The organism is Cyanobacteria bacterium GSL.Bin1 (assembly GCA_009909085.1).
Classification (GTDB): Bacteria; Cyanobacteriota; Cyanobacteriia; order Cyanobacteriales; family Rubidibacteraceae; genus Halothece.
On sequence record JAAANX010000053.1, the window covers coordinates 26,629 to 39,736 of the forward strand.

General features: G+C 38.4%; 13 protein-coding genes and 1 pseudogene. 6 read left to right on the forward strand and 8 right to left on the reverse strand.

Going from position 1 to position 13,108, the window contains the following annotated elements; genetic code table 11:
- The first annotated feature begins 70 nt into the window (after positions 1–70).
- Both pepP and GVY04_05760 read left to right on the forward strand, forming a co-directional pair.
- Positions 71–1,396 (forward strand): Xaa-Pro aminopeptidase, encoded by a 1,326-nt coding sequence (pepP, locus tag GVY04_05755; protein NBD15654.1) that lies wholly within the window; start codon positions 71–73, stop codon positions 1,394–1,396.
- 151 nt (positions 1,397–1,547) lie between these two features.
- Positions 1,548–2,870: a TldD/PmbA family protein gene (locus GVY04_05760; GenBank protein ID NBD15655.1), complete on the forward strand. Its 1,323-nt coding sequence runs from the start codon at positions 1,548–1,550 to the stop codon at positions 2,868–2,870.
- 38 nt (positions 2,871–2,908) lie between these two features.
- Here the strand turns inward: GVY04_05760 and dndD are convergent, their stop codons facing one another.
- On the reverse strand, positions 2,909–4,894 hold the full coding sequence (gene dndD / locus GVY04_05765) for a DNA sulfur modification protein DndD (protein ID NBD15656.1): 1,986 nt from the start codon (positions 4,892–4,894) through the stop codon (positions 2,909–2,911).
- A gap of 212 nt (positions 4,895–5,106) precedes the next feature.
- On the opposite strand from dndD, the gene GVY04_05770 reads away from it, so the two are divergent.
- Positions 5,107–5,358 carry a hypothetical protein gene (locus GVY04_05770; protein NBD15657.1) on the forward strand — a complete coding sequence of 84 codons (252 nt, stop codon included), beginning with the start codon at positions 5,107–5,109 and terminating at the stop codon, positions 5,356–5,358.
- Between the two features lie 17 nt (positions 5,359–5,375).
- Complete coding sequence (locus GVY04_05775) at positions 5,376–5,708, forward strand: type II toxin-antitoxin system PemK/MazF family toxin (GenBank protein NBD15658.1); 333 nt, start codon at positions 5,376–5,378, stop codon at positions 5,706–5,708.
- A gap of 22 nt (positions 5,709–5,730) precedes the next feature.
- On the opposite strand, the gene dndC is transcribed toward GVY04_05775, so the two are convergent.
- The 4 genes from dndC to GVY04_05795 form a co-directional block, all read right to left on the reverse strand.
- Entirely contained in the window at positions 5,731–7,299 is a 1,569-nt protein-coding gene (gene dndC, locus GVY04_05780; GenBank protein NBD15659.1) for a DNA phosphorothioation system sulfurtransferase DndC, read from the reverse strand.
- Positions 7,300–7,331: 32 nt separating this feature from the next.
- A complete protein-coding gene (locus GVY04_05785; GenBank protein NBD15660.1) occupies positions 7,332–7,547 on the reverse strand; it encodes a hypothetical protein in 216 nt (71 codons plus the stop codon).
- Positions 7,548–7,651: 104 nt separating this feature from the next.
- On the reverse strand, positions 7,652–7,948 hold the full coding sequence (locus GVY04_05790) for a transcriptional regulator (protein NBD15661.1): 297 nt from the start codon (positions 7,946–7,948) through the stop codon (positions 7,652–7,654).
- A gap of 14 nt (positions 7,949–7,962) precedes the next feature.
- Positions 7,963–8,256 carry a type II toxin-antitoxin system HigB family toxin gene (locus GVY04_05795; GenBank protein ID NBD15662.1) on the reverse strand — a complete coding sequence of 98 codons (294 nt, stop codon included), beginning with the start codon at positions 8,254–8,256 and terminating at the stop codon, positions 7,963–7,965.
- Positions 8,257–8,838: 582 nt separating this feature from the next.
- Here GVY04_05795 and GVY04_05800 point away from each other — a divergent pair.
- Entirely contained in the window at positions 8,839–9,066 is a 228-nt protein-coding gene (locus GVY04_05800; protein NBD15663.1) for an AbrB/MazE/SpoVT family DNA-binding domain-containing protein, read from the forward strand.
- Positions 9,067–9,468 (forward strand): annotated as a pseudogene (locus GVY04_05805) (PIN domain-containing protein). It begins immediately after the preceding gene.
- An 18-nt stretch (positions 9,469–9,486) separates the two neighbouring features.
- On the opposite strand, the gene GVY04_05810 reads toward GVY04_05805, so the two are convergent.
- From GVY04_05810 to GVY04_05820, 3 genes are all read right to left on the reverse strand, one after another.
- Positions 9,487–9,867 carry an aminotransferase class V-fold PLP-dependent enzyme gene (locus GVY04_05810; GenBank protein ID NBD15664.1) on the reverse strand — a complete coding sequence of 127 codons (381 nt, stop codon included), beginning with the start codon at positions 9,865–9,867 and terminating at the stop codon, positions 9,487–9,489.
- Between the two features lie 184 nt (positions 9,868–10,051).
- Complete coding sequence (locus GVY04_05815; protein NBD15665.1) at positions 10,052–12,313, reverse strand: CHAT domain-containing protein; 2,262 nt, start codon at positions 12,311–12,313, stop codon at positions 10,052–10,054.
- Positions 12,314–12,629: 316 nt separating this feature from the next.
- Positions 12,630–13,108, reverse strand: a 479-nt coding sequence (locus tag GVY04_05820) for a hypothetical protein (protein ID NBD15666.1), incomplete at its 5' end; no start/stop codon positions are given.

Genomic DNA, 13,108 nt, shown 5'->3' on the forward strand with positions numbered 1-13,108 from the left:
CATTAGTCATTGGTCATTAGTCATTTGTTATTGGTCATTAGTTACTCAAGGTAATAACGAATCACAAATTATGTCTATATCAAAAGCAGAATATCAACAACGTCGTGAAACGTTAATAGAAAAAATCGGTCAAGGAACTGCGATTTTTCGCAGTGCTCCCATGGCGGTGATGCATAATGATGTTGAGTATCGGTTTCGTCAAGATAGTGACTTTTATTATTTAACGGGGTTTGATGAAGAAGAAGCGGTTTTAGTCCTCGCCCCCCATCATGAAGAACATCAATTTGTTTTATTTGTGCAACCGAAAGATTTAGAAAAAGAAACGTGGACTGGTTATCGGGTTGGGGTGGAAGCCGCGAAAGAAAAGTTTGGTGCCGATGAAGCGTATCCGATTAACGAATTAGACGAAAAATTGCCGCAGTATTTAGAAAAAGCCGATTGTATTTATTATCATTTTGGACGGGATGAAGCGTTTAATGACACGGTTTTAAACCACTGGCGAAAACTGGTGCGACAGTATCAGAAAAAAGGGATTGCCCCGGGCGCGATCGCGGAAAGTAATTTTATTTTACATCCCTTACGGCAAGTGAAAAGTGCTGAAGAACTTGCCCTCATTCGCAAAGCGGTCGATATTGGTGCTGAAGCCCATAACCAAGCATTTCAAATGGCAAAGCCTGGGGTTTACGAATACGAAATTCAAGCCGAAATCGAATATATTTTTAGTAAAAAAGGCGCGATGTCTCCGGCTTACCCGAGTATTGTTGCCTCAGGAGAAAATGCTTGCATTCTCCACTACATTGAAAATAGTAAACAACTGCAAGAAAACGATTTACTCTTGATTGATGCGGGGTGTTGTTATGATTATTACAACTCCGATATTACTCGCACATTCCCGGTTAATGGCAAGTTTACGGGGGAACAAAAAGCGATTTACGAAATTGTTTTAGAAGCGCAATTAAAAGCAATTGAACAAGTCCAACCGGGGAATCCTTATAATCAATTTCACGATACAGCCCTCCGCGTTTTAGTGGAAGGCTTAATTGATTTAGGAATTCTACAAGGAGACATCGAAGAGATTATTAAAGAAGAAAAATATAAGCCGTATTATATGCATAAAACCGGACATTGGTTAGGGATTGATGTTCATGATGTGGGCGGCTACAAACTGGGAGAAGAACACTGGCAAACCCTACAACCGGGCAATATTTTAACCGTTGAACCGGGGCTTTATCTCTCCCCTCATGCCAAACCGGCGGAAGGACAACCCGAACTTCCCGAACGCTGGCATGGCATTGGCATCAGAATTGAAGATGATGTCCTCGTGACCACAGAAGGCAATGAAGTTTTGAGTGCAGCGGTTCCTAAGTCTATCGCAGAGATGGAAGGCAAGCGTTAGTCATTGGATAAGGGAGACAAGGAGACAAGGGAGACAAGGGAGAAGATTTGATCTGAAATGGGTCAATTTTGGCGACGGATTGATTCCCTTCCTAGAAAATTGATCGCCCACTGCGAATGACCAAGGACAAAGAACAAAGGACAAATCACCAATGACTGCGACAACCCGTTCTATTCCTGAACAAGCCCTTTCTCTGGTAGAAGACATTATTCAAAAATCGCAAGCGGAAGGGGTATTCATTGCTATTACCGCAGAAGAGTCTGCCTTGAGTCGGTTTAGCGAGAATCAAATCACCCAAAATCTGAATCAAACTCAGGTTAAAGTCACGATTACTAGCTACTACGGAAAACAAAGTGCGTCGGCTGCTACCACAGAGTTAGATCCGGTGGCGATTCAAGAAACCCTTGATCGGTCTCAGATGTTAGCCCAAGTTGCCCCGGAAGATCCAGAATGGGTGGGACTTTTACCGCCTCAAAGTTATGAGTCTCGCCAACCGGCTTATGATGAAGCAACAGCGAATTTTTCACCCTTGGAACGGGGAGAGATCATTCAACAAGTCACTCAACAGTGTCAACAGCAAGGCGTTGAGGGGTCGGGAACGCTGAGTAGTCGGGTAAAGTGGCAAGCAATTGGGAATTCCGAAGGATTACGCGCTTGTGAAGCGGGAACCGATGCGAATTTTAGTTTGACCGCCCGTGTCGAGAGTGGATCGAGTTGGCATCAACGGAGTAGTTATGCCCTCAATCAGTTGCCCTTTCAGGAAATTACCAAAAAAGTAATTGATCGCGCGATCGCGTCCCAACAACCGCAAGCGATTGAACCAGGATCGTATCCTGTCATTTTTGACCCAGCAGCCTTTGCAGATATTTTACCCTGGGTGATTTGGAATTTAGACGCCCGCGCCGCTGACGAAGGACGGTCTTTTATGTCGTCTCCAGACGGGGGAAATCGTCTGGGGGAACCGCTATTTAGTCCCAAGGTCGAGGTTTGGCGTGATCCTAGCCATCCTCTCTTGCAACTGGGAACCTTCTTCGGCGATGGCTTAGCGAATACATGCTTACCGCTGATTCAACAGGGAATCGTCAAAAACTTAAGCTACAATCGCTATTGGGCGCAACAACAAGCAACGTCTCCAACGGGGGCGTTTTATCCCATTGTCATGTCGGGAAGTGACAAGTCTCTGGCTAATCTCATTGCGGAAACGGATCGCGCGATTTTTATCTCCCGCGCTTGGTATGTCCGTTATGTGAACCCCCGCACCTTAGAAGTGACGGGAATGACCCGAGATGGCACTTTTTGGATTGAAAATGGGAAATTGGCTTACCCGATTAAAAACTTGCGTTTCAATCAAAACTTACCGGAAATGTTGAATCAAATTGAAGATTTATCGCAGGTGCAACGGTTTAATGGCACTGTGGTTCCGGGTGTCAGGGTGAAGGCTTTTAACTTTAGTAGCGTTACCGATAGTATTTAAAACAGTGGGGTTGCACCATAGAAACAATGATGAGCGAGCTACTGTTGTCTAAAGTCGAAATATCCAGTTTTCACTTGCGTTTCTCCCCTTGCTTCATCGTATTCGAGTTGATATTGATGCGCGATCGCGCTTTGTGATTTTAATTGTTCGTATTCCACTTGTCCGATTTCGGTATCGGTGGAGAGGAGAATCACTTGATGGGAGGCACTGGGAAAATAGCGTTCTACCAGATTGTGGCGGTGAGACGAGTCTAAACGCCCTAAGGGAGTATCAATGGCAATGGGAAGTTGGCGGTGTGACACCCGCGCTAATCCCCATAAGAAGGCAATGGCAAGGAGTTGCTTTTCCCCTGCAGAGAGGCGATGTTTCGGGAGGGGTTTGCCGTGGGGATCGAACAGGGAAAGGCGAAAGGTTTGGCTGTCAATACTGACGCGATGGACTAAGTCTGATTTATGGAGGAGATAGCGGAAACATTCGGTGACTTCAATTTCCAGTTTATTCAGTTTCTTGAGGGTGAGTTTTTCTTTAAATTGTTCTAGGGTTTTTTGAACTTTTCCTGCGGATTGAATAATATGTTCGTTGTTGCGTTGATCAATGGCTTCTTGGCTATAGCGTTCCAGTTGTTTTTGGGTCGCTTTAATTTCCTCTCCTAGTTCATTGAGATGACGTTTTCCCGCTTCCCAGGCGTGTTGGGCTTTGGCGCGTTTTTCTTGCGCTGCTTTTACCGCATCTTGCAATTTTTGATAGGCTTCTGGCGAGGCGGCATTAGCGAGTTCGCGATCGCTGCTATCCATTTCTGAGGTAATTTCTTGCAGTTTTTCTTGCCTAATTTTCAGGTCTTTCACTTGATTGGGAAGGCGATAGTCAAGGACAGTATTGAGGAGATTTAAGGTATCTTGATCAGGACGTAAATAGGGTGGCGTTTCTGGATGTAATTTTGCTTCGATTTCCTGATTTTGTTCTTGGAGAAAGCCCGAAATTTTATCCACTTCCATTGCAGAAATCGCCAGTTGATGGAGATAATCAAGAAGTGCGCGATCGCGCTGTTTAATTACATCTTGAGTCAATAAGGCTTGTTGATAGTCTAATTCCGTTTCTCCCTGTGTTTTTGCTGCCTCTAATAGGGGCGTAATTAAAGCTAACGGTAACACATCCGCTGCTAAATCTCGCAGTGCCTCTTTTTCTCTGGCTTCATCGTTTTTCAGTTCATTAATTTTGCGTTCTAATTGGGATTGCTGCGAAGCAATTTTTCCGCCTTCTGAGATAAAGTTTTCGGAGGCAAGGTGATGCGTTTCATTCGCTTTCTTGAGGTCTGCTTCTAGCTTATTAAATTCGGTTTCTGCTTGCTTATATTCCTTTTTCTGTTCATTGAGTTTTGCTTCAATTTCTTCTAACGTTTTCAGCGTCGTTTGATTCGCCAATTGTTTGCGCTTGCGATTGACTAAAACCTCTAAATCTTCCCCTAACTTTTCCGCTAATTCTAATCCCAATAACGCTTGAATGGCATCTTTGACTTGTAGCGGCGGAACCTCTAATTCTGCCAACTCTTTCACTTGTTCTCCATCAAATAAAAACAGATTAGAAATCCCTAAGGGAAGTAAGTTTTCGATATATTCATCCCAAGTATTGGTGAGCGCGCGATCGGGCCAATCATCCACTAAAATACTTAACGTATCCTTATTATCTCCCTTTTGCCAAGTGCGGGTAATTCTAAAGACAACTAACTGATTATCTAATATCTCTTCAAACGCCAATTCAATGCGGGTTTTATTCTCACTATGACGATTCACCGCTTGCGACAAAAAGTCACTATAACTCAAATTTCCTCGTGTGGAACATTGCGCCCGTTGTCCATAAAACGCCAAGCGAATGGCATCCATAAAGGTTGTTTTTCCACCGCCATTCATTCCCCCAAATAAGATAATCGGGCGGACTTCTTCCTCATCCGCATTGGGGGTTAAATCAACCACTTGGCGACCGCGATAGGGACCAAAGTTTTCGAGAACGAGTTCACGTAAGATCACGGGAAAGTCAAAGTAATAACGACATCCCTCTATTGTAATCTAAGTAGGAATTATTGATCTGATTGTTTCCCAGAAAACTTAATATTCGCTCAAGTGAGTTGCTTCACTTTTTCTGCATCTTTTTTCTCATCAAAGGATATGTTAAACTAATAAATAGATTGGTTTCTAATATTGATAATATGTAACCCCTTAGCTAGGATGGAGCAAAATAAATGAGTTCAATTAATATTAAAATCCCTGAGTTTCTAAGAGATTTTATTGATCAGCAAGTTGCTCAAGGAAAATATTCCAGTCGAAATGATTATATCTTGGCTTTGATTCATCAAGAACAAGCTAAAAATATCCCTTCAGTAGGAGAAGAAGAAGATTTATATCAATCAGCAAAACTCTATGCAGAAGTTTACGAAGAAGATCAAGACTTAAAAGAATTAACAGATTTTGCTAGTGCTGATTTCGTGGAATAATGGAAATCAAACGAGGAATGATTATTGATTTTAACTTAGACCCAACATTAGGTTCAGAGACGGGTAAAATTAGACCGTGCATTGTTGTGACTAACGATTCTTACAATGCAAGAGTTCCTGTGATTCAGGTTATTCCTATCACCAGTTGGACTGATAAAAAGGCACGAATTAAAACTAACGTCGAGATTTTACCATCTTCTCTCAATCAATTAAGAAAAAAGTCAATTGCAGATTGTTTACAAACCAGACCAATCGACTATCGTTCTCGTTTTGTGAATGCTCGTGGTCAGCTAGAAGAGGAACTCATAACTCAAATTAATCTATCTTTGAAAAGAGTGTTTGCATTGTAAAAAAAACGATAGCCTTTCTATTCTAGTTTTCTTGGGAATCATCTGCTGGAGTTTGTCCAGAGAATTTAATATTTGCCCAAGTTAGTTGCTTCACTTTTTCTGCATCTTTATCCTCCACAGCCGTCTTCAAATCGCGTTTCAAGTGTGCATTTTCAATGGCTTCTTCTTTACTGCGAGAACTGGTTTCAAAGCATTTTTCTAATGATTGATAAATTCCTGAACGACGGGACTTCGTATGATATTGACGTTCGGTATCTAACAGTTTTGCCATCAATTCCAAGTGCATCTCATCCTCACAGAGTTCTTCTAAGACACCCCATTCATCACTCCCTAAAACATGATTGGTTGCACCTAAACGGTTATCGCGGAACGGTTCACCTGTCACTTCTTGATAAATCCGAGGTAAACTATCATCAAATTCATGTTTTTCTTCTAACCAAATGCGTCGAATTTCACTTAATTCCTCTTCGGTAATTAAAGTGATATCTTCCATACCTGCGGGGGCATTTTTCCGCACTTCTACTTGTGCTTCTAAAACTCGTCTTAACCAATATTCCCGCCAATATTTGGTATAAGGTCCCGGTATAGGTTTAATGGAGGTTTCTCCATCCCCTGTATTGCGTTCAAAGAGTTCGACTTTGCCATAAATGCGACGAAAATCTCTGCGATCATGATCATTTTCAACATCTAATTCATTGCGAATATCTAACAACGGTTGCATCCATTCTTTTTCTTCGTCATTTTGAATCATTGCCTCCATTGATTTATCTTTACTGACCATTGTGCAAACCCAACAGCCAAAGCGAGAATCACCACAACTCGGCGTAGAAGTATCAACCACTAACGGGCATTCATTATCGGCAGTTGCCCCTTGATACATAGAAAGTAAGTCTTTATTATTTCCTCCCCACGGGTTTTCCCATTGCATCAAATACATCCAAACTTCATTAGTTTGCCAATCTTCAATGGGTACATAGATTAAGGAATTGGGACGACTTGGATTAGCATTAAGGTGGTCAAGAACACGCCACTTGCGATGCTTTTTCATATTTTGCGCCCGATTAACGCTTTCTGCCTTGCGAGTTCCTAAAACTAAGATGACTTCCCCCTGATTTCTAATAATTTCCCGAATAAAAGAGTCAGTGGGTTGGATTTTCATCCGGTCAGTACACCATCGGAAGCGATTACGGGGTGCGGGATATCCTTTTCCAATCAGGCAAACCCAAAATCTTTGTTGAATTGCAGGATAAGTTAGATGGGTTTGGATTGGCATTTGCTGTTGATCGGCTGCCTCTTGCATCCCTTTAAGAGATTTTCTCACCCAATTGGAAACAATCGGATTTTCCACAAGGGTATCGTTACTAATAACGTAAATGGTTTTCTTTCTTTTCTCTACTGGTAGATCAGCAACGGCTTTCCAAAATAATTGAAGAACAGTTGTGCTATCTTTTCCGCCACTCCAACCAATGACAATCGGCTTGTCATCTTGGCAATATAATTCTTTTATTTGTTCAGTCAGTTCATTGACTTCTTGGACTAATTCTGAAGCGGAACGTTGTTTATTTAAAATATCGAGTTGCTGATCATTCATTGTGAACTACCTTAATTGAATTGAATCGCTACTTAATTCGATAAGAGATAAGATTTGATGTCTTGAGGATTGCCTTTGATTGCAGTTCCTTGGTCGAGAGAGGCAAAGGTTTCTTTTGCATTGTTGGCAATCTCAGACCGTCGTCTTTCAATTCTGCGTTGCTGGATGAATTGAAATAAGGCTTCCTGTTCCTCTGCTGACAAGTTCTCGATCGCTGCCATGATAGTTTCCAAATGAATAGCATTCATAATGTGTCTATGAGTGATCGGCGGTTTGGACTTTTCCTATCCTAGCTTTTGAGAAAACACGATACCCGATCGCGCCTCTGTTATAGACTCGAACTGACTAAAGCCTACATCCCAACTTCATTCAAAGCCTCCTGAATCACCGCATCACTTACCCCGCGACGCTTCAAGCCTTCAATAAAACGAGAAACAGGTTGATGACGACTTTCTAAATGATAGAGAATCGCTTCATAAGGCGAAGGAAACTCAATCGGGTGATGTTTCTCTTCGTAATCTTCAACTAATGTGGTGAGAATCTCTAACTGATCTCCCTCTGGCGTATTTAATTCTACCTCAAAAAGCTGTTCGATTTGCGCCAACGCTTGATGATAATCAGCTTCCGTTTTAATCGGTTTTAAATCCATTGGTCTTTTTCTCCTCAGATAGTTGTTGCATCAACTTTGTCATACTCTTGATGGGTTCCGACAAAGCGAATAAAGATAATCCCAATGTCATAGCGAACATGGACAATTAGACGGTAATCGTTACCTTTGATGTTAAAGACCACACGATTATTCGGCAAAATACTAGCATTCGCATAAACTCTTTTAATGTCGGCTGGAGTTTGCCATTGCATAGAAGAGACATCATGAAACCAAGCCTTTAAGGGTTGTTCTGCGTCGGCGTGTCGTTCCCAAAATGCTCGTAAGGTACTCCGAGCAATAATTCTCACTTTATCATTTCCTCCCTTAACGTTTTGAGATCATTTTGAATCTGTTTAATCAAAAAATTGATACTGAAGCGTGTCCGATACTGGTAAGAGTACAATTAAAGAACTAAAATATGATTACATACAAGCAAGCTGTTATTTCGCTTTCTACCTGCCAAACCCTAACCAATACCCTGTGTTCAATCGAACTACTAAGGTTTGATGAGACAAGAAAACAGGTCTATATATTCGCAATCACTAGCAGAAGAGAAGAAATAGAAGTAACTATAGATGAAGATGGGGAGAGGACTTACCTATGACCAAAGAACAGCTTAGACAGATGAGTCGGAAGGAGATTAGAGACTACCTTAGAAAACATCCATCTGATAATGAGGCTTGGGATATCTTTTTTGAGAAGGTAGAGGTTGCACCTAAACGAAAAATTAATTCTGATGAAGACTTAATTAAAATTATCACAGAAAAAAGCGAATAAAATTATGTCAATTTTCCTCTGGTTTAGCGGCGCGATCGCGCTTCATCTTCTCAGTTAGGATAAGGAAAGAACTAGAAGCCTTAAATATCAAATTGACCTAGATGATCGGCACTATGAACATTGCCCAAATTACCACCGATGGCACTCATCAAATTGTGATCTTACCTGAAGACTTTCAACTAGGGGGGACTGAGGTTTACATTAAAAAAATGGGTAACGCGATCGTTCTGATTGCCAAAGATAACCCCTGGCAATCTCTGTTTGATAGCTTAGAACAATTCTCTGACGATTTCATGACCACTAGAGATCAGCCTTCCCTTGATGTTCGAGAGAGTTTCTAGATGCAATACCTGCTTGATACCAACATTTGCATTTATCTGATTAAGCAAAAACCTCAAAAGGTATTGGCAAAATTCAAAACCCTTGCCCTATCAGATATAGGGATTTCTTCTATCACTGTAGCAGAACTAGAGTATGGCGTTTGTAAAAGCCAACAATAAGAGAAAAACCATGATGCGTTGATGCAGTTTCTGATCCCTTTAGAAATTGTTGAGTTTGATCAAGCTGCTGCCACTGTTTATGGTTTAATTAGAAGTGATTTAGAAAATAGAGGACTGGTAATCGGGGCAATGGATATGCTGATTGCTGCCCATGCTTTAAGCCTTAGCGTTACGTTAGTAAGCAATAATGTGCGAGAGTTCTCACGCATTGCTAATCTATCCCTAGAAAACTGGGCGGAATGAACTATAGCAAACTCAACTTTAGGAAGCCATCAGAGATCGAATCTTGAAAGCAGCTTCAGAGAGAATCATAGCAGCCTGATCAATTTCTTCCTCAGTTGTAAACTTACCAATCCCGATTCGTAAAGCCCCTTCAATCAATTCCTCTGGTAAGTTTATTGCCCGTAGTACATGGGAAGGAGTTTCTACCCCTGATGAACAAGCAGCACCTGTGGAAATAGCTAGCTTATCATGTATTCTAGCGATAACGGCACTATTGGGAATTTCAGGAATAGAGATATGTAAGTTCCCTGCAAGACGAGAATCTGTATCTCCATTAATCACTAAACTAGGAATGTTGTCTAGCAGTAGCTTCTGAAGTCGATCGCGCTTAGCAGCAATAGTCTTTTCATCTTCTTCCATCTCTAGCTGTCGCAAACGCCAGACTTCTCCCAAAGCCAACAATTTCAGCAATACCGATACTAAATCATATAGTGATCCCACTTGAGATCGGGAAACAGGATCGTTCTACAGCATGGCTTAGACACAGCATAGCGTTCCACTTTCATTTAGGATTGCTATAGTTGAGATTTTTATTAACAAAATTTTATATAGAGTTATTTTGATCAAGCCACGACTTAAATTTAATTAAATCACCTCTACCTAAGTGAGTATAAAGCATAAACTCTGGAATAACAGGATGATTTTTTAGTAAACGTTTAACTTCTTTTTTATATTTTCTTTGAACTGAGTTATAGATAAAATTATGAGCTTTTTTGTACATTTTATAACGATATTTTAAATACATAGACTGTGCTTGCCAATTAATTCGGTTATTACTATATTCTGTATCGTTCAAAGCCTTTCTTCCGATTTTTTGCAATACTGGTTCTAAAAGATCATCGAAATATGCAGTTCTAATAGTATGTGATATGAGATTCATCCAGCTTTCATGAATTCCATTATTTACTGCTTGAGAAAGATTATTAAGGATACGAAAATAAAGCATAAATCCTTTTGTTATTGAAATTGGTAGAAATGTTGAAAGAACTGAGAGAGTACCTTTTTCAAAAAATGCTTGGGCGATTGTATTTGAATTGCCATAGATTGGTGTTCCCCAACAACAAGAAAGAATAACCAAAGGAATTGATGGCAAGTTATTAATGATTTCACTTCCAGTAACTTTCTCATCTCCCATCCATATATAGCTTCCTTCCTCTTGAGAATCAAAACCTCCATGACTATCAATAATTAGTAAATGAGGATGTATTGCGTTTACTTCTTTAAAGAAATCATGTTTTGATTGAATGTGTGATGTATTATATGGTAGTTGCTTTCTTAATTGTTTTTGCTGTCCTAAATGCTTCTGGTAATAATGGAAAATTGGATCATCAGATTTGGCTCCACAAATGACGAATGTTTTTTTTAAAATATCTTCTTCTATCTGATAAAAAGTTCTTGAATTAGTATTAAACTGTGATAAGATGCTGGTTATACCTGTTTCTGGAACACGACAAACATCACACAAAAAAGCTAAAGGAACTTTGTTAACTAGTAACCACTCAATTGGTAAATCAGATATAGCGAAAATACCATCACCATGAGAATTTAAAAAATCTAATACTTGAGATGGCATATTCTCAGAAAGAGCCTTTCCAATTTCTGTAATATTTTTTGCAATAGAATGATTATTAAAAGTTTTTTTGTATTGGGAAGGAGATAATCTACTAATATATGCATTCAAAGAAGAACCACGTTCAGGTACTCTAATATAAGGTGACATTTCAAAACTTGAATGAAGATAACCTACAAAATCTAAAAAGAGCAAGCGACGCTGTTTTTCATAAAGTTCTTGGTTATAAAATTTTGCTAATAATTTTTCATGATTAATATCTATTTTGCTATTTGTATTATCTTCCTGAATAATATGATAATCATAAGTATTAATATTTTGTTCAAGGAATTTTAGTTTCTTGATTTTTTTAGCTATTGATTGTTGTTTTTTATCTAATTTATAAATAAATTCTTTATATCTTTTTTTATGGTCAGGATGAATGTAAGGAAATGCAAGAATTAGAGTTGGAAAATAAAAAGAATGAGACGTTTTATTTGAATTAAAGTCTATTAATGACTTTTTAAAGGCACCTAAATTTTGTACACTATTTAATAAATGTTGAACTCTATCTGTATGATCAATATTTTTAAGTGATATTAGATCTGATTTATATAGAGATAATAGTTGATATAAATTAGCAGTATTAACTAAATTTGGATTAAAGTTAGGTGCTTCTTGTAAGTCTAAATCTTGAAGTAATTTTTTCGCTTTTTCTGCATTTTCTTTTTGTATATCATCTAAATCATCGGGTTTAATATTTAATTCTTTCGATATAATTATTTTTGTTTTTTGTAATAAATCAGTTATATCTTTAAAGGATCTTTGCTTAAGATTTATTGAAGATTTTATTTTAGAGTAGATTTCTGGATAATCTGAGGATATTAAGAAATCCCGATTTAAGTTTTCTAGTTTACGAAAAATAGAATTATTTTCACTATTTAAAAAAATCACAATCAGCCGATTTGGAAGAGAAAATACAAAATCATAGTATGCTTTATTTTGATAATCATCGAAAATCACTCCAAAATCAATATTAGATGCAAAGTGATTTTGAATGTTATTAAAATGCCAACCTAGCGGATCAACAGCCTGCAAGATACTTTTAGGGCAAAATCTTAAATGAAGAAGCCATCCTAATGGAATTTCATGTGGTATGTCAAAGTTAATAGAATTGGGTCTCTTACCAATAAAAATGTAGTATATTCGATCATTAAATATTGGTCTGACATAGCCTTGTCTTATATAAAAATCCATAATTGATAATTAAATATTACAAATTGAAATATAACTTTATGTTTAGTACAAATAGACTATCTAATTGAACTTAAATACTTAAACAATTCTACTGACTAAGGACATTTTCTACATTATCAAATTTTATTATTAACCAATTAATTATTATAACTATCTTTCCTCTTTTAGCCTCTTAAATTATCCCAAGCAAAACCTTTATCTTAAGTCAAGAATGCCGACAATATTCAGATTAGCTGTATATAGTCCCATGACTTGTTCATATCGACTACTATAGAGAATAGATTTTAATAGAGTCTCTTTATAGTTTACTGATTTATCAATTATATAACCAGTTTGGACTAAAACCCTGAATGGTTGCCAATGAGATCAAAGGCTGGATTGTTAACTCGTATGCTTTACTTAACTTCTCAAAATCCAGTAAATCTTCAGGGTTGTTCATTTTCAATTCAGAGATATAAGATTCAACAGTATTCAACCACTTTTTATGATTTAGAATTTCATGAGAAACTTTTAAACCAAAATGTTGTAGTTTTACAAAATCAGTAAAGTATTTTTCAGAAGGTAGATAATTGGACTTAGATGAGTTAATACTGGGATCAGTAGGGATTAAATTCCAAAGTTGATCATGAGCAACAAATGACCAAGGCAAGTAATGATCTAAACTCATTTTCTTACTGTCTAAAGTTTGCCTTGAATAGATACAGTTAACCGACTGAACCTCTAAAATCTGTTTCCAATATTTTGTCTGAGGCAACAGAGAACTCCTTTGTTGAGGCATGAAGATTTTATTGACAA